Raw genomic sequence first — 21544 nt, forward strand, 5'->3', positions numbered from 1 at the left:
GATTACAGCGCAGGACTATGCTGAAGATCTGAACGGGTATCAATATCCAGCACGCACCCCTTATCCGCCAAGGTCACCGCCTGACACGGCGCGCTGTCAAGCACCGCGCGCGCCCCGCTGTCGCCGCTCAGACTGGCGAGCGCGGAAAAGAAGGCGCGCTGAAATCCCACCGGATGTCCAGGCACGCCTTCGACTTCTGCCCGAACCAGCGGCGCGTGATGCAGCGCCTCCGCCACGGCCAGCAGGCTTTCCACAGTTAAAAACGGCATATCGCCCAGCGTGATCAGCCAGCCGTCGTACTCTGCGGTGGCTTTTACCCCCGTGGCGATAGAGTCGCCGATGCCCGCGCTGCTGCAGACAATCGCACGACCACCGGGAATCAGCGCATGAATTGCCCTGTCTTCCGGCCGCGTCACCGCGAAAACGTCGAGCTCCGTGGCAACAGCATGCTCCAGCGTGTGCTGCAAAACCGGCTTGCCGTTCAGCGAGGCCAGTAGCTTATGCTCTCCGCCGCTCGCCTTAAAGCGGCGGCTGAAGCCTGCCGCCATCACCAGAATGGCGAATCTCATAGCAGACTTCCCTGCTCCCACGGCTCTGCCAGAGCTGGCTCAACCGCCTCTGCGCAGCCGTTTTTATAGCGCACGATGTCCGCCATTACCGACAGCGCAATCTCCGACGGCGTTTTACTGCCGATATCGATCCCGACCGGCGCGTGAATGCGGCTGACCTGCTCCGGCGTAAGATCGCCATACTCTCCCAGCCGCTCTTTTCTTCTCAGGCTGTTCTTTTTTGACCCCATCGCGCCGATGTAGAACGCTGGCAGATTGACCGCTTCCATCATGGTGAGATCGTCAATGCGCGGATCGTGGGTAAGCGACAGGATCGCCGTCCCGGCATGACACCCTTCCCGCTCCAGATACACGGCGGGAAACTGCTTAATCAGCCTGACGTTCGCGTCCAGCAAGGCGGCCATATTCTCCAGCGCCTCATCCCGGTGTTCGCACACGATGGTTTCGAAGCCGAGCGCGACGGCAAAATTGGCGCAGAACACCGCGACGCTGGAAAGCCCGCCGATCACCAGCCTGGGCGCGGTCGAGAGCGTCAGGGTAATGGCGGCGCCGTCGCGGTAAGTCAGGGTGCTGTTGGTATAGGCGGCCGGCTCCAGCGCATGACAGGCATGCGGCAGAAAAATTTTCTTTTTCACCGCTGTGGCGGCGACCAACGCATCGTGCATCTTCTGCAAATAGGCGCGGCTCTCAGCGCCGGGCGACAGCTTTTCCACCAGAATATCGAGCACGCCGCCGCACGGCAGCGCCCTGTCCGGCTCAAATCCGCCCTCGCCGTAGCGCACCACCTGGCTGGCCGCCGGGAAGGCGTTTTGGTCGATGCGCTCAATAAAACTCTCTTCAACGCAGCCGCCTGAAAGCGAACCGCAGTGATGCCCCCCTTTGCGGATAATCATCATCGCGCCGGGCGGACGCGGCGACGATCCATAGGTAGAAAGCACCGTACAGAGCCATACTTCATGCGCGTCAACCCACTGCAATCCTGCTTTTAATACCTGCATATCAAGGTTGTGCATGGCCTGGTGCCTCCGGCAACGGTTGGGCCAGGGCCTGTGCCCTGGCGGAAATTAAGTCGACATTGCCGCCTTAGCATACGGAATCCGCCGAGCGTCACGCCGGGCAGCGCGCGTCCGACAATAAAAATTAGTTCGTATAGCGTAAAAGTGGTAGTCAGGCATGACATTCACGCCGCGCGTCAGCCGTCCAGCTGCGCCTGAATCCACTGCAAAAAGTAGCTAACGCGCGGGAACTGCGCATAGCCGCGCGGATAAACCAGGTGATGGGCGCTGACCGGCAGACTCATGGCGTCATCAAATACCCTGACCAGTTTGCCGCTGCGAAGATAGTCGGCGGCCAGCAGTTCGCTTTCGAAAATCAGCCCGTGGCCGAGCATCGCCGCCTCCAGACTCATGTAGGATCGGTCAAAGCGAAACAGCCACTCCTGGGTCGGCTGCGGCAATTGCTGCGTGGCGAACCACTGTGGCCACTGAATTAACGGCGATTCAGAAAGGATCAGCGCGTGGTTATTTAATTCGTCCGGCATCCGCAGCGGATATTTATCCAGATAGTCTGGCGACGCCAGCACCGACATTTTTTCATGGCGAATGGTCTTTATTTCAAACGCCTTCCATTCCGGAAAGCCATGGCGCACCGCAATATCGATATTATCGCGGCTGAAAGATAAGTTTTCATAAGAGCAGGAAAGCGAAACCTGTATGTCCGGGTGCGCTTCGCGAAACTGATGAATACGCGGCAGCAGCCATAGCAGCCCAAAACTGGGCGCGCAATGGATGCGCAGCGCGCTGCGATCTTTCTCGTTGCGCAGCCGTGCCGTCGCCTGCGTCAGGCTGAGGATCAGCGGCCGGATCTCCGCTAAATAGCGCTCGCCCGCCAGGGTTAACGCTACCCCTTTCGCCGAGCGGTTAAACAGAATCGAGCCCAGCTCTTTTTCCAGTTTCGCCAGCTGGTGGCTCGCCGCTGAGGGGGTGATATTTAATTTTTCCGCCGCACGCGCCACGTTTCCCGATTGCGCCACTTCCTCAAACACGCGCAGCGATTTTAATGAAGGAAGCTGGCTGACTGGCTTTTCCATAACTCTTCCCGCTCAAAATTTTGTGATTTATGTCCGTTTCAAACATTGAAAAATGTTAACTGCATCAAACCAACAATTTCATTCAGCATCAAATGAATTTTTCTGCATTGCCACTTTGAGCGCTATTTCTGATGCTGAGGATGAACCCTGCCGGTAGCGATACCGAACCCTATAAAAAAAGAATCTGGAGTCACTTATGTTGCTGAAAGAGAAAGTTGCAATTATTACGGGCGCCGCGTCCCAGCGCGGTATCGGACGCGCCACCGCCGCCTGCTTCGCTCACCATGGCGCGCGCGTAGTGGTGCTCGATCTCGATGAAGCGGCAGCGCAGCGTACCGCGCTGGAGCTGGGATCTGGCCATCTGGGCCTTGCAGCCAACGTCACCGACGCCGAGGCGATTCAGCGCGCTGTCGCGGAGGTTTTGAAGGAGTATGGCCGCATCGACGTGCTGGTAAATAACGCTGGTATTACGCAGCCGGTGAAAACGCTGGAGATTGGGCTTGAAGATTATAACCGCATCCTGGATGTCAACCTGCGCGGCACGCTGCTGATGTCCCAGGCGGTGATCCCTACGATGCAGCGCCAGGGCGGTGGCAGTATCGTCTCTCTTTCGTCGGTATCGGCGCAGCGCGGCGGCGGCATCTTCGGCGGTCCGCACTACAGCGCCGCAAAGGCGGGCGTCCTGGGCCTGACCAAAGCGATGGCGCGCGAATTCGGGCCGGATCAGATCCGCATCAACGCCCTGACGCCTGGCCTCATCCAGACCGATATCACCGGCGGACTCCTGCACGACGAGCGCCGTCACGCCATTATCGATTCGATTCCCCTTGGACGCCTCGGCGCAGCTGACGATGTGGCGCACGCCGCGCTGTTTCTCGCCAGCGATCTCTCCAGCTACCTCACCGGCGTCACTTTAGACGTGAACGGCGGCATGCTGATCCACTGATCGTCCCCCTTTTCTCCAGCAGCCTGGCTGCTGGTTCACTCCCGGAGTGATAACCATGACAACGCTGAATATCGGTGCGGCGGTCGCTGCGCGCGACGGCGCCTATCGCAAAATTGCCTGGCGCCTGATGCCGTTCTTAATGTTGTGCTACCTCTGCGCCTATCTTGATCGCGTCAACGTTGGCTTCGCCAAGCTGCAAATGATGGACGATCTCTCGCTAAGCGAAACGGTCTACGGCCTTGGCGCCGGGATCTTTTTTCTCGGTTACTTTTTCTTTGAGGTGCCCAGCAACCTGATCCTGCATCGCGTCGGCGCGCGCCGATGGATCGCCCGCATTATGATCACCTGGGGCCTGATCTCTGGCGCCTTCGCCTTTGTCGAGACCGCCTGGCAGTTCTATCTGCTGCGCTTCCTGCTTGGCGTGGCCGAAGCCGGACTGGCGCCCGGATTGCTGCTCTATCTCACCTACTGGTTTCCCGCTCAACGTCGGGCGCGCATGACGGTGCTCTGGTTCGTCGCCATTCCGCTCTCCGGTATGATCGGCGGCCCGCTCTCCGGCTGGATTATGGAAACCTTTGCCGGTTCGCACGGCTGGGCCGGCTGGCAGTGGATGTTCATGCTGGAGGCGATCCCGACCATTCTGATGGGGTTTGTGGTGCTGGTGGTGCTGAAAGATCGCGTCGAGCAGGCGAGCTGGCTCGATGAGGGCGAAAAACGCATGGTGCGCGCCGATCTGGATGAGGATAACCAGCAGAAGTCGCATCACGGCACCATTAAAGAGTTTGTGGCGGACAAACGCCTCTGGACGCTGGCGGCGATCTACTTTTGCGTCGTGATGGGTCAGTACGCCCTGACCTTCTGGCTGCCGACGCTGGTGAGAAACGCCGGCATCCGCGAGCCGCTGCATATCGGTTTGCTGACCAGTCTGCCCTATCTGTGCGCCATCATGTTTATGCTGATGGCGGGCCGCAGCGGCGATCGCCATCGTGAGCGGCGCTGGCACCTTATCGTGCCGATGGTGCTCGGCATGGCGGGCCTGACGATGGCGACCCTGCTGGGCCATAGCGTCACGCTGTCGCTGCTCTTTCTCTGTCTGGCGGCTGCGGGCATTCTCTCCGCCTCGTCGCTGTTCTGGATGCTGCCGACCAACCTGCTGGGCGGCGTCTCCGCCGCCGCGGGCATCGCGGCAGTCAACTGTATCGCTAATCTCGCCGGCTTCTTTTCGCCCTGGCTTATCGGCTCAATCACCACCCTGACCGGCTCGCCCGCGTCGGGCATGTACTTTATCGCTGCGGTTCTGCTGCTCGGCGCGCTCTGCGTGCTGCGTATTCGGGCAGCGGACGTTAATCGTTAATCTGGAGGTTCTATGCATACTCTTACTTCATCGGTTCCGCTGACCCTGCGGCAGCGCGCCACGCGCATTCGTCGCCATGCGCTGCTGATGGGCCAGGTTCAGGGCCAGGGCTATATCGGTCAGGCGCTGGGCGCTGCCGATCTGCTCGCCGTGAGCTATTTCCATGCGCTGAACTATCGCGCCGAGGATCCCGAATGGGAAGGTCGCGATCGTTTCTATCTCTCTATCGGCCACTACGCTATCGCCCTCTATGCGGCGCTGCTGGAGGCGGGTGTCATTCCTGAAGCGGAGCGCGAAACCTACGGCAGCGACGAGAGCCGTCTGCCGATGTCAGGCATGGCTGCCTATACGCCTGGTATGGAGATCACCGGCGGCTCGCTCGGCCACGGCCTGGGCATTGCGGTTGGCGCCTGCCTGGGGCTGAAGCGTAAGGGCTCGACCTCGCGAGTCTATAACCTGCTTTCCGACGGGGAACTGAATGAGGGCTCGACCTGGGAGGCCGCTATGTCGGCGTCGCACTGGCGGCTCGATAATCTGATCGCGATTATCGACGTCAATAACCAGCAGGCGGACGGCCACAGCAGCGAGATTCTGGCATTCGAGCCTATCGTCGATCGCTGGCAGGCTTTCGGCTGGTATGCGCAGCGGGTGGACGGCAACGATATCGATGCGCTGGTCGCCGCCTTTGACGCTGCGCGTGACTGGCCGCAAGCGCAGCCACGCGTCATCATTTGCGATACCCGAATGGGCAAAGGTGTGCCTTTCCTGGAAACCCGGGAGAAAACCCACTTTATCCGCGTCGATGCCGATGAGTGGGATAAAGCCCTTACTGCGCTGGAACAGGGAGAATAAGATGAGCACATCAACAGCAAATAAACGCCTGACCACCTCGGCGATGATCGCCTCGATTGCCGCCGAAGGACAGCCAACGGAGGCGGCGCCTTTTGGCCATGCGCTGGTCGAACTGGCGCGTCAGCGTCAGGATATCGTCGGTTTAACCGCCGACCTGAGCAAATATACCGATCTGCACCTCTTCGGCGACGCCTTCCCCGACCGTTTCTTTCAAATGGGCTTGGCGGAGCAGCTGCTGATGAGCGCCGCCGCCGGCATGGCGCGCGAAGGCTTTACGCCCTTCGTCACCACCTACGCGGTGTTCGCCTCTCGCCGCGCCTATGACTTTATCTGCATGGCGATCGCCGAAGAGAACCTGAACGTGAAAATCGCCTGCGCCCTGCCCGGCCTCACCACCGGCTACGGCCCGAGCCATCAGGCGACCGAGGATCTGGCGATTTTTCGCGGTATGCCCAACCTGACGATTATCGATCCCTGCGATGCGCGGGAAATCAGCCAGGTGGTGCCAGCCATCGCCGACCATCAGGGGCCGGTTTATATGCGCCTGCTGCGCGGCAAGGTGCCGCTGGTGCTGGATAAGTATGACTATTACTATCAGCACGGCAAAGCGCAGCGGCTGCGCTCAGGCAAACATGCGGTGATTATCAGCAGCGGCTTAATGACGATGCGCGCGCTGGAGGCGGCTGAACAGCTGGAAAGCCGCGGCATTGAGGTCGGCGTGGTGCACTCCCCGGGGATCAAGCCGCTGGACGAGACGACGATACTGCGCGAGGCCGGCGAAGCGGTCAGCGCGGGACGGCTGGTGATTACAGCGGAAAACCACTCAATTACCGGCGGCCTGGGTGAAGCTATCGCGGCGACGCTGCTGCGCCATGGCGTGACGCCCCGTTTCCGGCAGGTCGCCCTGCCCGACGCCTTTCTCGATGCAGGCGCGCTGCCAACGCTGCACGATCGCTATGGCATTTCGACGCAGGCAATGGTGACGCAGATTACGGCGTGGCTGGAGCATGGTGTCTGACAGGCGGCAAACATCCGGAAGCCTTGCGCTTCCGGATCGTTAAGCCAGCCGCTTTTTTACCTGCCCGACTTCTGTGACAGGCATAGAAGTTAAGTGCGATGTTTTTACAGGTGCCGATGTATGATGTAACTAATAAGGAAGGCTAATATTGTGTTCTTCATGCTTGCTATATAATTCGTGACATATGGAAAAAGGGAGCCCTGTCTCTCCCGCTTTTGTGCCCCTCTCTTCTGGCTGGAATGCTCGCGCTCAGCGGCCAGGCGACGGCTATGCACAGCTGGCGTATAAGGCGATGCCACCCACCTCAACCATGAATATCGGACTCGGTTAGCTGTTTTTTCACGTTTATCTCCCGTCGATAAAGGAAAAAGATAACTTCAGTGCCCCACCGTTTTGGAAAAAAGATTCACTACCAGCACCCCAGCGATGATTAGCCCGAGGCCGATAATAGCAGGCAGGTCGAGCTTCTGTTTGAACACCACCCAGCCGACAACGGAAATCAGCACGATACCCACTCCGGACCAGATAGCATAGGCGATGCCGGTTGGCATGGTGCGCAGCACCAGCGTCAGAAAATAGAAAGCGATGATGTAGCCGACCAGCGTCACCACGGCGGGCCAGAGCCGGGTAAAGGATGCCGAAGCCTTGAGGCTGCTGGTCGCAATCACTTCCGCCACGATGGCGATAAACAGATAAAGGTAGGTCATAACATCCCTAAAAAAGCGCGAAGATTGTCCGACGGCAGCGCCGCTTCAGGCAGCGCAAAAGCGCTATTTTAGGCGATGACCGGCAGGAAAGGGAAACGGCAGCAGGCCGGTTTGACCTGAATCAATAAACGGCAAACCAACAGATTTGCCGCTCAGGACCCTATCGGCACTGGCTGGCGCAGTTCTGCACGCAGATTTGCGTCTGGCTGCTGCAGGAGCCGTTGCCGCGCGTATTGCAGTGCGAGCGCTCGACGTAGCAGTTCTGCTGACAGCTGGCGAGGTCGCACTTCGCCGCTATCGGCGTCAGCTGAGCGATGGGCGCCCGTCCGCTAAACAGCAGCGCTGATGACGCCGTCGGCTGGGCGGTAGCGCTCTGCCCCAGCAGTAAAGCAGTAAGTAGCAGTATGATGTAACGACTTTTCATTTTGACTCTCCCCGGATTTGATACCGGCTAAGTATGGCTGGCGAACAGAAAAACGTCTGCGGCCCGCACCCAAAAGCGCCTGGCGGTTACACTGAAACAAAAGATTCATCCGGCCGGTTAAGCACCAAAATAAAGCATTTCTCTTGCCTGGGTGCCTGCTGCTGGCGCGCCCTCGCCTGCTGGCAGGGCCAGAAGCCTGCCTGACGGGCGCTATCGGGTTGGTACAAAAGTTGCAGCTTTTCTCCCATCGAAAAGGAGACAAATATGAAAGCGATTGTAATTGGCGGCGGCATTGGCGGCATGAGCGCGGCGCTCGCGCTGGAAAAGGCAGGTATTGAAACAGCGGTGTTTGAAGCGGTAAAAGAGATGAAGCCGGTCGGCGCCGCCATCTCGGTCTGGCCGAACGGCGTGAAATGCCTGAACGCGCTGGGTCTGAAAGCGCAGCTGCGCGCCCTGAGCGGCAATATGGCCTTTATGGCCTATCAGGATTTCGCCAGCGGCGCCACCCTGACGCGCTTCAGCATGGAACCGCTGGTGCGCCAGGTTGGGGAGTATCCCTCGCCGGTGGCGCGCGCCGAGCTGCAGGCGATGCTAATCGACAGCTACGGACGCGAACGCGTCAGCTTTGGCAAACGCGTCGCGCAGGTCGAACAGCATCAGCACGGCGTCTCCGCGCGCTTCGAAGACGGCACCACCGCCCACGGCGACCTGCTGGTCGCCGCCGACGGCGCGCATTCGGTAATCCGTCAAAGCGTACTGGGCGAAAAAGTTGAACGCCGCTATGCTGGCTACGTCAACTGGAACGGACTGGTGGAGATCGACGCGGCGCTGGCGCCTGCCAATCAGTGGACCACCTTCGTCGGCGAAGGCAAACGCGTCTCGCTGATGCCGGTGAGCGGCAACCGCTTCTACTTCTTTTTTGACGTACCTTTGCCGAAAGGCCTCGCGGAAGACCGCAGTACGGTAAAAGCGGACCTGCGCCGCTACTTCCAGGGCTGGGCGCAGCCGGTGCAGCGCCTTATCGACGCCATCGATCCAGCGACCACCAACCGCGTCGAAATCCACGATATCGACCCCTTCAGCCGCTTCGTCAGCGGTCGCGTCGCGCTGCTGGGCGATGCGGCGCACAGTACCACGCCGGACATTGGTCAGGGCGGCTGCGCGGCAATGGAGGATGCGCTGGTGCTGGCTGCCTCGCTCACTGCCCACTCGCTGGGCATTGAGGATGCGCTGCAGCGCTATGAGGCGCGGCGCGTGAGCCGCACCCGCGATCTGGTGCTGAAAGCGCGCAAGCGCTGCGACGTGACCCACGGCAAAGATCCCGCAGCGACCGCGGCCTGGTATCAGGAACTGCGTCAGGAAACCGGCGAACGCGTGCTGGCGGGCATGTGCGAAACCATTGAGGGCGGCCCGCTGGGATAAAAAAAGCGGGCATTGCGCCCGCTAAAGGTTAGTCGGCCAGGCCCCGATTTTTCAGCATCGGCTCCAGCTGCGGTTCACTGCCGCGCCAGTTCTCATAGAGCTGTTTCAAATCGCTGCTGTTGCCGCGCGACAGGATCATCTGGCGGAAACGGTCGCCGTTCTCGCGCGACAGGCCGCCATTCTCCACAAACCACTGATAGCCGTCGTCTGCCAGCATCTGGGTCCAGATATAGGCGTAATAACCGGCCGCGTAGCCACCGCCCCAGATATGCTGGAAATAGCTGGAGCGATAGCGCGGCGGCACGGCCTTCAGCGCCAGGTTGTCGCTCTGCAGCGCCTGCTGCTCAAAGCCCTCTACCGACTGCGGCGTCTCGCCGACGGCAACGCTGTGCCAGTGCAGATCCAGCAGCGCAGCGGCCAGCAGCTCACTCATGTCGTAGCCTTTGTTAAACCGGCTGGCGCGCACGATCTTCTGGTGCAGCGCCTCCGGCATCGCCTCGCCGCTCTGATAGTGACGCGCATAGTTAAGGAACACCAGCGGCTCACTCGCCCAGTGCTCATTGAACTGCGAGGGAAACTCGACGAAGTCGCGCGGCGTCGCGGTGCCGGAGAGACTCGGATAGCGCTGGGTGGCGAACAGCCCGTGCAGCGTATGGCCGAACTCATGGAACAGGGTTATGACCTCGTCCCAGCTGAGCAGCGCGGGTTCGCCTTCCGGCGGTCGGGTGTAGTTGCAGACGTTGTAGATCACCGGACGCGTCGCCAGCAGCCTTGACTGGTTGACGAGGTTGCTCATCCACGCGCCGCCGCCTTTATTGTCGCGCTTAAAGTAGTCGGTATAGAACAGCGCCAGCGGCGCGTCGTCGACATCGAAGATCTCATAGACGCGCACGTCGGGATGGTAGACCGGCAGATCGTGACGCTCGCTGACACGGATGCCGTAAAGCTGGTTCGCCGCCCAGAAACCCCCTTTCTCCAGCACGTTGTTAAGCTCGAAATAGGGGCGGATTTCGCTTTCATCGAGATCGTACTGCGCTTTGCGCACCTGCTCGGCATAAAAGCTCCAGTCCCAGGCGGCCAGGGTAAAGTCGCCCTGCTGCTGGTCGATAATCTGCTGGATGGCGGCCGCTTCGCGTTCGGCGCGCGCCCGCGCGGCCGGAACAATATGGCGCATAAAGGAGAACGCCGCGTCGGGAGTTTTTGCCATCTGATCCTGCAGCTGCCATTCGGCGAAGCTGGCGAAGCCAAGCAGCTGCGCCTGCTGCGCGCGCACCTGAGCCAGCTCCAGCACCAGCGCGCGGGTATCGTTTTCATCGCCCTTCTCGCTGCGGCCGACCGAGGCGGCGAACAGCGCCTGGCGCGTCGCGCGCGAACGCAATGCCTGCAGCGCCGGCTGCTGGGTGGTATTTTGCAGCACCAGCAGCCAGGCGTTCTCCAGCCCGCGCGCCTGCGCCGCCGCCTGCGCCACCGCTAGATCGGCCGGACTCAGGCCCGCCAGCGCCTCGGCCTGCTGCACCACCAGCCCGCCCGCTTTGGTCGCGGCCAGCAGCTTATTGGTAAAGCGCGTGCTGAGGCGCGCCGCCTGCTGGTTGAGCGCCTTAAGCCGCTGTTTAGCCCCTTCCTCCAGACTGGCACCCGACAGCTGATAGTGCTGCCAGGTCACCTCCACCAGCCGCAGCGATTCCGGATCGAGCGCCAGGGTCTCGCGCTGCTGATAGAGAGCGTCAAGGCGGGCGAACAGCGCGCTGTTCAGGACAATCTCGTCGTTGAGCGCGGTCAGCTGCGGCGCGATCTCTTCATCGACCTGTTGCAGATAATCGCTGGTATTGGCGGAGGTCATGGCGCCGAAGACCAGGTTAACGCGTTCAAGCAGCTGTCCGCTGCGCTCCAGCGCCTCAAAGGTGTTGGCAAAGGTGGGCGTCTCCGGATTTTGCGCAATCGCCTGCACCTCTTTACGCTTCTCCTCGATGCCCGCCAGCAGCGCAGGCAGAAAGTCCGCTTCCTGAATCTGATCAAACGGCGGCGCCTGCCAGGGCAGCGTGCTTACCTGAAAAAACGGATTTTGTCTGACGTTCATGCCTCGCTCCTGATTACCGTGCAAAAAACTATCCTGGCAGGTTGCCGCGCTCGCAACAACTCGCTTTCGCCTCGTCGCGCCGCCATACCGCGCGTCCGTTAATCCAGGTCTGGGCGATATTGCGATCGTCGCCTAGCGTCATCAGGACAAACAGCCGCTCCCAGATATCTTTACTGTTGCTGATGCGCAGCCGCTGCAGCGGCGAGACAGCCAGATCCAGCACCACAAAATCCGCCTCTTTGCCGGGCGCAAAGTTGCCGATGTGCGGGTGCAGATCCAGCGCGTGCGCGCCGCCAAGCGTGGCGTGGTAGAACGCCTCTGCCGCACTGAGCCGATACTGCTGCAGCTGCCCGACCTTGTAGGCCTCACCCAGCGTCTGCAGCATATTGAAGGTGGTGCCCGCGCCGACGTCGGTACCGATGCCGATCCTGACCCCCTGCTGCCAGCTGCGCTTGAGGTTAAACAGTCCGCTGCCGAGAAACAGGTTCGAGGTCGGGCAGAAGGCGATGGCGGAATCGGTGTCATGCAGACACTGCCACTCATGATCCTCCAGATGCAGGCAGTGCGCGAACAGGCTGCGTCGTCCGGTGAGCTGATGGCGATGATAAACATCCAGATAGCCATCATGCTGCGGAAACAGCGACTTCACCCAGGCGACCTCCTGCGGGTTTTCGCTCAGATGAGTATGCAGCCAGACGTCGGGATACTCCTGACGCAGCTGACGCACCTTTTCAAGCAGCGCTGGCGTCGAGGTGGGGGCAAAGCGCGGCGTCAGCGCGTAGCTTAGCCGACCGCGCCCGTGCCAGCGTTCAATTAGCGCCCGCGTGTCGGCATAGCTCTGCTCCGGCGTCTCCAGCAGGGCGTCCGGCGCATGGCGATCCATCATCACCTTGCCAGCGATTAGCCGCATAGCGAGCGCGTCGGCGGCGCTGAACAGCGCTTCCACCGACTGGGGATGCACCGTGCCGAATACCAGCGCGCTGGTGGTGCCATTCGCCAGCAGCTGCTGCAGAAAAAAGGCGGACATGGCGGCGGCGTGGTCGGCGCAGTGATACTGGCTTTCCACCGGAAAGGTATAGTGGCTGAGCCACTGCAGCAGCTGCTCGCCGTAGGCGCCGATCATCTCGGTCTGCGGATAGTGGATATGGGTGTCGACAAAGCCTGGCACAATCAGGTGGCCGCGCAGATCGATAAGATCGTCTGGCACCTGCGGCCGCCTCTCCCAGGCATGCAGCCCGACGATGCGCCCTTCCTCCAGCAGCAGCACGCCATCGTCGATATAGCGCGCCTGCGCCATAATCGCCTCGGGCTGCCGCGCCACATCGGTAAAATCAAAAAAGCTGGCGCGAATGGCCGTCAGGGGTGATGTCATACGCTTTCCTTTTCCGTACACAGGGAGTTAACCGTTAACAGCGTGCCGATAAATTGCAACCTGCATGCCAGAACCTCCTGCCTGTTCAATACGTTATGTAAAAAAGGCATTTTTGCCACGACGAGAAAAACGGTATCGTATGCGCAACCGGTTGCTTCCCTGGCAAGATAACCGCGCTGAAAACAGGCCGTGGAGATGGCGCGCGCCGCTGCCCGTCTTTGGTGCAGCGCGCGCCAGAATAGCGCAGCGCAACGCCCGCAACATTCCTTTACGGCCCGCGCGTGCTTTTGTTGCGCAGCCGCGGCGCTGAAGTGGTATGGTGACAACAGGTCAACTGAAAACGTGTTAAGGAACAGTGAGATGATTATTTTTGTTACCGGCGCGACGGCCGGTTTTGGTCAAAGTATCACCCGCCGATTCATTGAAACAGGTCATAAGGTGATTGCCAGCGGCCGCCGTGCCGAACGTCTGCAGGCGCTGAAAGAGGAGCTGGGTGAGAACCTCTATCCCCTACAGCTCGACGTGCGCAACCGCGCCGCGATCGAGGAAGCGGTCGCCTCGCTGCCCGCCGAGTGGCGCAATATCGACGTACTGGTGAATAACGCCGGACTGGCGCTTGGCATCGAGCCGGCGCATCGCGCCAGCGTCGACGACTGGGAAAATATGATTGACACCAACACCAAAGGGCTGGTCTTTATGACCCGCGCCCTGCTGCCGGATATGGTGGCGCGCAACGTCGGCCACATTATCAATATCGGCTCCGTCGCCGGCAGCTGGCCTTACGCGGGCGGCAACGTTTACGGCGCGACCAAAGCCTTTGTGCGCCAGTTCAGCCTCAACCTGCGTACCGACCTGCACGGTACGGCGCTGCGCGTAACCGATATTGAGCCCGGCCTGGTCGGTGGCACCGAGTTCTCTAACGTGCGCTTTAAAGGCGACGATGAAAAAGCGGATAAGGTTTACGAAGGCGCGACGGCGCTGACGGCAGAGGATGTCACCGAGGCGGTGTACTGGGTCGCGACGCTGCCGAAGCATGTCAATATCAACACCCTGGAGATGATGCCGGTGAGCCAGACGCAGGCTGGCCTGAAAGTGCACAAGCCCTGACGACGCCTGAGGCCAGCCCGCCGGGCTGGTCTCCTCTCAGGCGCGCCCCCAGCCCGCCACGATAATCAGCATGCCGCAAAACGCCACCAGCGCCCCACTCCAGTCCCAGGCGCTGAGCCTCACGCCGTCCACCACCCGCAGCCATAACAGCGCGGTCAGCACGTAAACCCCACCGTAGGCCGCATAGACTCGCCCGCTCGCCGCCGGATGCAGCGTCAGCAGCCAGACAAAGGCGGTCAGGCTCAGGGCGGCAGGCAACAACAGCCAGACGGAGCCGTTCTTTTTCAGCCAGAGCCAGGGTAAAAAGCAGCCGACAATCTCTGCGATGGCGGTGAGAAAAAAGAGCAGCGCGGTTTTGATCAGCATGGGATCCTCTCGCAAAGGTAAACCGATCGCCCACCACTGGTGAGCAAATAAAGCGCGATGATATACTATGCCTCGTCTGCCGCAACCCTGAACCATCCCTACGCGCCAGGCATTAACCGAAGGAAAAGACGATGAAAAAATGGTTTCCGACCCTGTTCGCCGCGCTGCTCGCCAGCAGTGCGATGCTGACCGCCGTGCAGGCCAGCGCCAATACCAGCCGTCTGATTATTGAAGATGGCAATAATGCCGCCAGTAATGAGGCCGCGCGCCAGAGCAAAGAGCAATGGAATGACACGCAACGGCTGCGCCATAAGGTGAACTCCCGCGTAGAGAAAGAGTTCGATAAAGCAGATCGCGCCTTCGATACCCGCGACGCCTGCGAAAAGAGCTATAACGTCAACGCTTACTGGGAAGCCAATACCCTGCGCTGTCTCGATCGCCGCACCGGCCGACCGGTCGCGCCCTGATTTTTTCTACGGGCTGCTATAGTCAGTAAGGTTCACTACGCAAAAGGAGAAGGTGATGAAGAAACAGACCGGAATGTTAATCGCAACTTTACTGGCGCTGCCGATGCTGGCGCACGCCTCCTGCGAGTCCGTGAAAGCGGACATCAGCCAGAAAATCATTCAGAACGGCGTCCCGGAATCGGGTTTTTCGCTGGATATCGTGCCTAACGATCAGGTCGACCAGGCGGGCGGCCAGGTCGTGGGCCATTGCGAAAACGACACGCAGAAAATCGTTTATAAGCGCGTGGGACGCGGCGACGAAGGCAGCGTGCCTGACAGCGCAGGCAGCTCGCAGGATGCGCCAGCGCAGTAATCTTACGCTGCTGCCAAAGCCGACCCTCTTATCCGCGTCGGCTCCTGATAAGGGCGACCCTGTCGCCCTTATCTATTCCGCCTGTTCCGGCCGCTGTCGCGGCATCATCCACGCCACTCCCAGCGCAAACAACGCGATGACCAGCGCCACCACGAACACCCAGTGCAGCGAGGCGGCGATCGCCTGCACCATATGGTGCAGCGTCTCGCTGGAGAGCGCCTCACGCGACGGCGACGACATCACCTGCTGCACCGGATCGGCGGCGTGCGGCAGCCGCTGCGCAAGATTCAGGTTCAGCACGGCGCCCATCAGCGCGGTGCCGATAGCCGATCCCATCATGCGGCTGAACATGATCGATGCGGTGCAGATGCCGCGAATATCGTAATGCGCATGGTTCTGCACCGAGACCAGAAAGGTGGTGCTGGTCATTCCCATGCCGGTGCCGATAACAAAGGCGGTCGCACCCGCCTGCCAGATTGGGCTCTCCGCGCGCAGCAGCAGCAGCAAGGCACTGCCCGCCACCAGCAGCAGCGCGCCGAGCTGGGCGGTAAAGCGGTACGAGGTGCGCAGCATCAGCCGCCCGCTTAGCGTGCTGGCGAGCGGCCAGCCGATCGACATCATCGCCAGCGCGCTGCCCGCCTGCAGCGGCGTGCCGCCGGTGATGCCCTGGATCCAGGTGGGCAGAAAGGCGCTGATCCCCATCATCGCCGCGCCGATAATCAAGTTTCCGGCGTTGCCGGCGATAATCAGGCGGCTACGCCAGATCGCCAGCGGAAACAGCGGCGCATCGGCGCGCAGCTCATGCCTTTTCAGCTGCCAGCCGGCGAACAGTGCCAGAATGAGAAAGGCGACCAGCCAGTAGCCGAGCCACTCCGCCTGCAGCAGCGCCATCAGCAGCGCGCTGACGCAGATCGTCAGCCACAGGCTGCCCGCGACGTTCAGCGGCTGCGGCTTCTCATCGACGCAGTGGGCGGGCAGGAAGCGCGCCAGCATCGCCATGCTGAGCAGCCCTATCGGCAGATTGACCCAGAAGATCAGCGACCAGCTAAAGTGCTGCACCAGCCAGGCGCCGGTCAGCGGACCGACGATCGCCGCCACGCCCCAGACGCTGGAGAGCCAGCCCTGCACGCTGGCGCGCTCGCGCGGCGAATAGATATCCGCCACGATGGTCGAACTGAGCGGCATAATGGCGCCAGCGCCCAGCCCCTGAAAGGCGCGGAAGAGAATAAGCCACAGCATGCTGTGCGCAAAGCCGCAGAGCACCGAGCCGATCAGAAACAGCGAAGTGCCGATGAAAAACATTTTGCGCCGCCCCCACATATCCGCGAGGCGACCATAGAGCGGTACGCTCACCGCCTGCGTCAGCAGATAGACAGAGAAAACCCAGCCAAACTGTGAAAAACCGCCCAGGTCGGCAATGATGGTCGGCATTGCCGTGGCGACGATGGTCACCTCGATAGCGGCCATAAACATCGCCAGCATACAGGCGAAGAGGATCCAGCCGCGGTGGCTGACCTGCAGGTGTGCGCTCTCAGTCATATCTCTCCCTTTTGTTATTCAGCAAGGCTAGCCTAAATTCGCGTTGCTGCTGTGCCCGGCGTGCGGCGATAACGGCAGGAAAGGTCAGGCTGCAGGCGTACAGCCGCACTGGATGCCGAGAGCTCATGGAGGGTCAAGGGAGAGGGACGCTATAGCGGGAAGGTTTTGTTTCGGGGGTAAGCAGTCCAGACGCAAACCTTATCGCCTGGGCTGCCTCATTTTTACAGCCCTTTCTCCACCGCTTCACCCTGCGGCAAGGCGACCGCGCGCGGCTCGCTGGGCAGTACCAGATTCAGCAGGATCGCCAGCACGCCGCCGGTGGTTACCGCATGGCCAAAAATCTGACTCACCAGCGGCGGGAACTGCTTCAGCACTTCCGGCACCGCTTCGACGCCCAGCCCCAGACCAAAAGAGACCGCGACAATCAGCATCTCACGACGCCCCAGCGGGGTTTGCGTCATCACGCGGATCCCGGCGGCGACCACGCTGCCGAACATCACCAGCGTCGCGCCGCCCAGCACCGGCGGCGGGATCTGCTGCATCAGCGCGCCCACGGCGGGAAACAGCCCGAGCAGCGCCAGCATTCCCCCCATCACCATGCCGACATAGCGGCTCGCCACGCCGGTCATCTGAATCACGCCGTTATTCTGCGCAAAGGTGGTGTTGGGAAACGCGGAGAAAATCGCCGCCAGCACGCAGCTCACGCCGTCGGCGCAGATGCCGCCCTGCAGGCGGCGCTGAAACTGCGTGCCGCTGATGGGCTGCTGCGACAGCATACAGTTGGCGGTCAGGTCGCCCACCGCCTCAATCACCGAAATCACCGACACCAGCGCAATCGGCAGAAAGATGGTCCAGTCGAAGGCGAAGCCGAATCGGAAAAAGCCCGGCAGCGCCAGCCAGCCCGTCTCCGGCAGCGGCTTCAGCACCAGCGTGCCGCTTAGCGCTGCGGCAAGACAGCCGACGGCAATGCCTGCGATCACGGCGATCAGCCGCGCCCAGCGGTTGCGCATCCTGTTCAGCGCGATAATCACCAGCAGCGTCAGGGCACCGAGCGCCAGGTTGCCGGGCGCGCCGAAATTCACGGCGTTATGCCCGCCCGCCCAGTCCGTGATGCTCACCTTAATCAGGCTGATGCCAATCAGCGTGATCACCGTCCCGGTCACGACCGGCGTCAGCACGCGGCGCAGCTGCGCGACGCAGCGACTAATCAACAAGGGGATCAGCGCGGCGACCAGCGTGCAGCCGAAGATCATCGCCATAATATCCTCCGGCGACCCGCCGCGGCTTTTGACGATCATTCCGCCGGAAAGGATCACGCCGAGAAAGGCGAAGCTGGTGCCCTGCAGGCAGATCATGCCTGCGCCGATCCCCGCCATGCGCCGCGCCTGAAGAAAGGTGCCCATGCCGGAAACCAGCAGCGACATGCTAATCAGATAGGGAATATAAGCCTGCAGCCCCAGCACCGAGCCGATGATAAGCGGCGGCGTGATAATGCCGACCACGCTGGCCAGCAGATGCTGCAGCGCGGCGAAAAACGCGGGCGCGGGTCTGATGCGCTCGTCCAGCCCGTACAGCAATGTTTTCTCTTCTGAATGCGACATAATCGTGCTCCGGCGGTATTGTGATTAACGCTGTTAATGCATTTATCACGCCACGCGCGCGGGCAGCAAAAGGTTAAAGAGGTAACCTGTTGATCACGAAGCAGTTAAAAACAGGAAGCGCTGCGCTGAACCCTGAAACCATCGATTCAGCCGCAGCGGCTTTGCAGTATCCTGTTTCACGGTCAGGCGATCTTTGCACCTGAATCGGGCAGTGCGGTGATGCCCATCGAAGAGAGATCGAGATAACCGGCCAGGTCGCGCTGTTCGGCGCGCGGCAGATAGGGCAACTCCCCGAGCAGAGGCGCGTTGAGACTGTCGCGCAGCACATCGATCAGTTCGGCATAGTGCGCCAGACCGGGGTTGATGCGGTTGGCGACCCAGCCGGCCAGCGGCAGCCCGTCGCGCGCGATCGCCTCGGCGGTCAACAGCGCGTGGCTGAGACAGCCCTGCTTGATGCCGACCACCACCACCACGGGCATGTGGTGCTGCGCCACCCAGCCGGAAAGCGGCTTCGCATCGTTCATCAGGCTGCGCCAGCCGCCAGTGCCTTCGACCACGACGCATTCAGCCTGCTGGCCCAGCCGCTGCAGGCTTTGACTCAGCAGCGGATAGTCCACGGGCCTGCGCGGCCGAATGCTGACCTCATCTTCTTCGTAAATCAACGGATTGATCGCGTCGTATGGCAGGGTTACGGTCGAACTGCTCTGCAACACCAGCGCATCTTTACTGCGCAGGCCCTCCGCGCTACGCGTGGCGTTTCGGGCAACCGGTTTGAAACCGACTGCGCTCAGGCCAGCGCGGGCGAGATACTGCAGAAGCGCGCGCGAAACAACGGTCTTCCCTACAGCGGTATCAGTGCCGGTAATGAACAGATTTTTCACCCCACTCCTCCTCAACGTAACGGTTTTGTTTTACAAAAAAGCAAAACCCATTGTAAGGAGTGCGGACAGCAGGCAGCTTGCGTTAGCGCAAGGTTCAGTCGCGCTTAACCTTGCAACAGCTTCACCAGCAGATAGCCGCTGTAGAGCGCGTCTTTAATCAGGGCCGCCGCGCCGAGGGTGCCCGGTTCGCGGAATGCCGTGGGCGCCAGCTGAATCGCCTCGCTGTAGGCGGGCAGCGCCTGCTGGCGGATGGTGTTGCTGACGGCGGGAAACAGGACGTCAGCCGCCTCGTTGAGCGGCGAGCCGATCAGGATATGCTGCGGATTGAAGATATTGACCATCATCGCCAGCATCCGGCCGACATGATGCCCGACGCTCGCGATGGCGTCGCGCGCCAGCCGATCGCCCTGCTGGGCCGCTACACAGAGCGTCTCCAGCGTTAACGGCTGCTGGTGCAGCACGCTGTCGGGCTGCGCGGCCAGGCGCTGCGCCGCCAGCGCCAGCAGGCTGCCGGTGCTGGCAACCGTTTCCAGACAGCCGTGATTGCCGCAGTAGCACTGCTGACCGTAGGGATCGATCTGGGTATGCCCAATCTCCACCAGCGCCCGCCCGCTTTTGTGCAGCAGCTGGCCGCCGCTGATCACTCCAGCGCCGACGGTGTCGTCAATTACAATCTGGATCACGTCCTGCGCGCCGCGGGATGCGCCGAACAGCGACTCCGCCAGGGTCCAGGCGGAGATGTCGTGCTGCACGAAAACCGGCACCCCGATGCGCTGCGCCAGCGTATCCCCCAGCGGTATCTCGCGCGCCTCATAGCCCGGCAGCCGGTGCACTACGCCCGAGGCGGCGTTAATCAGCCCGGGCAGCGTAATGGCTATCGCCGTGAGCCGTTCCAGCTTACGCTGGTGGCGCATAAAAAAGGCGTCGACACGATCGATCAGCGAGGTCAGCAGCGGCTGCTGCGCTTCGTCAGGCAGCGGCGAGGACTCCTCCACCAGCGTGCGGCTGCTGAGATCGCGCAGCGTCAGGGTCAGCGCGCCGTGATGCAGGCGCACCGCGAGGTAGTGCCAGGCGAGCGTATCGAGGATCAGGCCGATGGCCGGTCGGCCGCGCGAGCCCGGCTCCTGAAATTCCGTCTCCTGCACCAGATGAGCGTCGAGCATTTCACGCACAATTTTGGTGATGCTGGCGGGCGCCAGCTGCGCCAGGCGAGAAAGTTCGATACGCGAAATCGGACCGTAGAGATCGATCAGGCGGTAAACAACGCCTGCATTAGTCTGTTTGATCTGGTCAATATGACCAGGCTGACTATCCAGCTTCACGCCCTGTGCTCCCGGTTATTTTCGCGCTTCTAAATAAAGATCGACTATGGTGAGGCAGATTGTGCCTGAGCGTCAAATATTTGATTTGAAATGTGATTTACAGCACATAAAAACCGGACTTTGCTTAAGGTCTGGCCCTTATTTTTGCGCGGTGGGCGACAGAAGCTGCATCATATTGCGCATCTGCATCGACGGCTCGCGCTCCCCCGACCAGACCAGCCACACTTCCGACAGCGCATCCTCTTCCTTCAGCGGCAGCCAGACCACATCGGCCAGGCGCGCGCGGGCGAAGGACGCTGGCAAAATCGATACGCCAAGGCCGGTGGCCACCAGCCCGAGGATGGTCATCGCCTCGCCTACCTCCTGCATGATGTAGGGCGTGATCTGGTAGCGGCGCAGCAGGCTGAGGATTTCGCCGTGCAGTGCGGTGCCGCCCTGCGGATCGAAGAAAACGAAAGGTTCGTTCGCCAGCGCGCTGACAGAGATGCTCTCCGCGTCCGCCAGCGGGTGAGCCCAGTGCACCACCGCGCGCAGCGGTTCGCGCAGCAGCAGCTGATGGCGCAAATCGGACGGCAGCGCGGTGTTGCGCATCACCCCCAGATCGAGCCGACCTTCATGCAGCGGCGCAAGCTGCTGGCGGGTGTTGATCTCCTGCATCTGGATATGTACCTGCGGCCAGCGCTGGCGAAACTGATAGAGGGCGTCAGAGACCAGCCCGGTAAAGGGTGCAGAAGAGGTAAAGCCGATGCGCAGCTCGCCCTCTTCGCCGCGCTCCAGCCGCGCCGCGCGGCTGGCCGCCTGCTCGACCTGCTGCAAAATGGCCCGCGCGTCGCTGAGGAACTGCTGCCCGGCCGGGGTGAGCTGGACGCTGCGGTTGGTGCGGGTAAATAGCTTCGCGTCGATCTCCTGCTCCAGCTGCATGATCTGCTGGCTGAGCGGCGGCTGAGAGATGTTGAGCCGCTGTGCGGCGCGACCAAAATGGAGCTCTTCGGCGACCGCGAGAAAGTAGCGCAGGTGACGCAGTTCAATATTCATATTTTAAACATATTAGTTGAGATTATTAATATATTAGACAACCT

21 protein-coding genes are annotated in these 21544 nt (G+C 61.1%); 8 read left to right on the top strand and 13 right to left on the bottom strand.

The window, feature by feature from the left end; translation table 11 throughout:
- Positions 1 to 2: 2 nt before the first annotated feature.
- The 3 genes from Q9R34_RS03185 to Q9R34_RS03195 all read right to left on the bottom strand — a co-directional run bounded on the left by Q9R34_RS03185 (position 3) and on the right by Q9R34_RS03195 (position 2658).
- Positions 3 to 569: a nucleotidyltransferase family protein gene (locus Q9R34_RS03185; protein ID WP_485892365.1), complete on the bottom strand. Its 567-nt coding sequence runs from the start codon at positions 567 to 569 to the stop codon at positions 3 to 5.
- Positions 566 to 1582, bottom strand: a complete 1017-nt coding sequence (locus Q9R34_RS03190) for an XdhC family protein (protein WP_485892366.1) — start codon at positions 1580 to 1582, stop codon at positions 566 to 568. Before Q9R34_RS03190 ends, Q9R34_RS03185 begins: the two co-directional genes overlap by 4 nt.
- Before the next feature lie 179 nt (positions 1583 to 1761).
- On the bottom strand, positions 1762 to 2658 hold the full coding sequence (locus tag Q9R34_RS03195; protein ID WP_485892368.1) for a LysR substrate-binding domain-containing protein: 897 nt from the start codon (positions 2656 to 2658) through the stop codon (positions 1762 to 1764).
- A gap of 196 nt (positions 2659 to 2854) precedes the next feature.
- Here Q9R34_RS03195 and Q9R34_RS03200 point away from each other — a divergent pair, with 196 nt between their 5' ends.
- Genes Q9R34_RS03200 through Q9R34_RS03215 form a run of 4 tightly spaced genes read left to right on the top strand, consistent with a single transcriptional unit; the run spans position 2855 to position 6828 of the window.
- Positions 2855 to 3604, top strand: coding sequence for an SDR family NAD(P)-dependent oxidoreductase (locus Q9R34_RS03200; protein ID WP_434124946.1), 750 nt, complete (start codon positions 2855 to 2857; stop codon positions 3602 to 3604).
- Between the two features lie 55 nt (positions 3605 to 3659).
- On the top strand, positions 3660 to 4958 hold the full coding sequence (locus tag Q9R34_RS03205) for an MFS transporter (protein ID WP_434124947.1): 1299 nt from the start codon (positions 3660 to 3662) through the stop codon (positions 4956 to 4958).
- Between the two features lie 12 nt (positions 4959 to 4970).
- Positions 4971 to 5810: a transketolase gene (locus Q9R34_RS03210; RefSeq protein ID WP_434124948.1), complete on the top strand. Its 840-nt coding sequence runs from the start codon at positions 4971 to 4973 to the stop codon at positions 5808 to 5810.
- A gap of 1 nt (position 5811) precedes the next feature.
- Positions 5812 to 6828: a transketolase family protein gene (locus Q9R34_RS03215; RefSeq protein ID WP_485892369.1), complete on the top strand. Its 1017-nt coding sequence runs from the start codon at positions 5812 to 5814 to the stop codon at positions 6826 to 6828.
- 377 nt (positions 6829 to 7205) lie between these two features.
- Here Q9R34_RS03215 and Q9R34_RS03220 read toward each other — a convergent pair whose 3' ends face one another.
- Positions 7206 to 7535 carry an SMR family transporter gene (locus Q9R34_RS03220; RefSeq protein ID WP_434124950.1) on the bottom strand — a complete coding sequence of 110 codons (330 nt, stop codon included), beginning with the start codon at positions 7533 to 7535 and terminating at the stop codon, positions 7206 to 7208.
- Positions 7536 to 7695: 160 nt separating this feature from the next.
- Positions 7696 to 7959, bottom strand: a complete 264-nt coding sequence (locus tag Q9R34_RS03225; protein ID WP_434124951.1) for a hypothetical protein — start codon at positions 7957 to 7959, stop codon at positions 7696 to 7698.
- A 264-nt stretch (positions 7960 to 8223) separates the two neighbouring features.
- Between Q9R34_RS03225 and hpxO the strand changes: the two genes are divergently transcribed.
- Positions 8224 to 9381: an FAD-dependent urate hydroxylase HpxO gene (hpxO, locus tag Q9R34_RS03230; protein WP_485892370.1), complete on the top strand. Its 1158-nt coding sequence runs from the start codon at positions 8224 to 8226 to the stop codon at positions 9379 to 9381.
- A gap of 28 nt (positions 9382 to 9409) precedes the next feature.
- Here hpxO and dcp read toward each other — a convergent pair whose 3' ends face one another.
- The gene (gene dcp / locus Q9R34_RS03235; RefSeq protein WP_485892371.1) at positions 9410 to 11458 is read right to left on the bottom strand and encodes a peptidyl-dipeptidase Dcp; all 2049 of its coding nucleotides are present in this window, start codon (positions 11456 to 11458) and stop codon (positions 9410 to 9412) included.
- 28 nt (positions 11459 to 11486) lie between these two features.
- Positions 11487 to 12830 carry a guanine deaminase gene (gene guaD / locus Q9R34_RS03240; RefSeq protein ID WP_485892372.1) on the bottom strand — a complete coding sequence of 448 codons (1344 nt, stop codon included), beginning with the start codon at positions 12828 to 12830 and terminating at the stop codon, positions 11487 to 11489.
- A 360-nt stretch (positions 12831 to 13190) separates the two neighbouring features.
- Between guaD and ydfG the strand changes: the two genes are divergently transcribed.
- Positions 13191 to 13937 carry a bifunctional NADP-dependent 3-hydroxy acid dehydrogenase/3-hydroxypropionate dehydrogenase YdfG gene (ydfG, locus tag Q9R34_RS03245; RefSeq protein WP_434124955.1) on the top strand — a complete coding sequence of 249 codons (747 nt, stop codon included), beginning with the start codon at positions 13191 to 13193 and terminating at the stop codon, positions 13935 to 13937.
- A 36-nt stretch (positions 13938 to 13973) separates the two neighbouring features.
- Here ydfG and Q9R34_RS03250 read toward each other — a convergent pair whose 3' ends face one another.
- A complete protein-coding gene (locus Q9R34_RS03250; RefSeq protein ID WP_434124956.1) occupies positions 13974 to 14303 on the bottom strand; it encodes a YnfA family protein in 330 nt (109 codons plus the stop codon).
- 131 nt (positions 14304 to 14434) lie between these two features.
- Between Q9R34_RS03250 and Q9R34_RS03255 the strand changes: the two genes are divergently transcribed.
- Positions 14435 to 14770 carry a DUF1283 family protein gene (locus Q9R34_RS03255; protein ID WP_434124957.1) on the top strand — a complete coding sequence of 112 codons (336 nt, stop codon included), beginning with the start codon at positions 14435 to 14437 and terminating at the stop codon, positions 14768 to 14770.
- A 55-nt stretch (positions 14771 to 14825) separates the two neighbouring features.
- A complete protein-coding gene (locus tag Q9R34_RS03260) occupies positions 14826 to 15122 on the top strand; it encodes a DUF1161 domain-containing protein (protein WP_033747186.1) in 297 nt (98 codons plus the stop codon).
- Between the two features lie 72 nt (positions 15123 to 15194).
- Here the strand turns inward: Q9R34_RS03260 and Q9R34_RS03265 are convergent, their stop codons facing one another.
- From Q9R34_RS03265 to Q9R34_RS03285, 5 genes are all read right to left on the bottom strand, one after another.
- Complete coding sequence (locus Q9R34_RS03265) at positions 15195 to 16661, bottom strand: MDR family MFS transporter (protein WP_485892374.1); 1467 nt, start codon at positions 16659 to 16661, stop codon at positions 15195 to 15197.
- 221 nt (positions 16662 to 16882) lie between these two features.
- Positions 16883 to 18262, bottom strand: a complete 1380-nt coding sequence (locus tag Q9R34_RS03270) for a nucleobase:cation symporter-2 family protein (RefSeq protein WP_485892375.1) — start codon at positions 18260 to 18262, stop codon at positions 16883 to 16885.
- A 182-nt stretch (positions 18263 to 18444) separates the two neighbouring features.
- Complete coding sequence (gene bioD / locus Q9R34_RS03275; protein ID WP_485892376.1) at positions 18445 to 19143, bottom strand: dethiobiotin synthase; 699 nt, start codon at positions 19141 to 19143, stop codon at positions 18445 to 18447.
- A gap of 104 nt (positions 19144 to 19247) precedes the next feature.
- Complete coding sequence (mlc, locus tag Q9R34_RS03280; RefSeq protein WP_434124961.1) at positions 19248 to 20465, bottom strand: sugar metabolism global transcriptional regulator Mlc; 1218 nt, start codon at positions 20463 to 20465, stop codon at positions 19248 to 19250.
- A 138-nt stretch (positions 20466 to 20603) separates the two neighbouring features.
- Entirely contained in the window at positions 20604 to 21500 is an 897-nt protein-coding gene (locus Q9R34_RS03285) for a LysR family transcriptional regulator (RefSeq protein ID WP_434124962.1), read from the bottom strand.
- Between the last annotated feature and the right edge of the window lie 44 nt (positions 21501 to 21544).

The organism is Enterobacter sp. BRE11, from assembly GCF_031844285.1.
Lineage (GTDB): Bacteria > Pseudomonadota > Gammaproteobacteria > Enterobacterales > Enterobacteriaceae > Pantoea.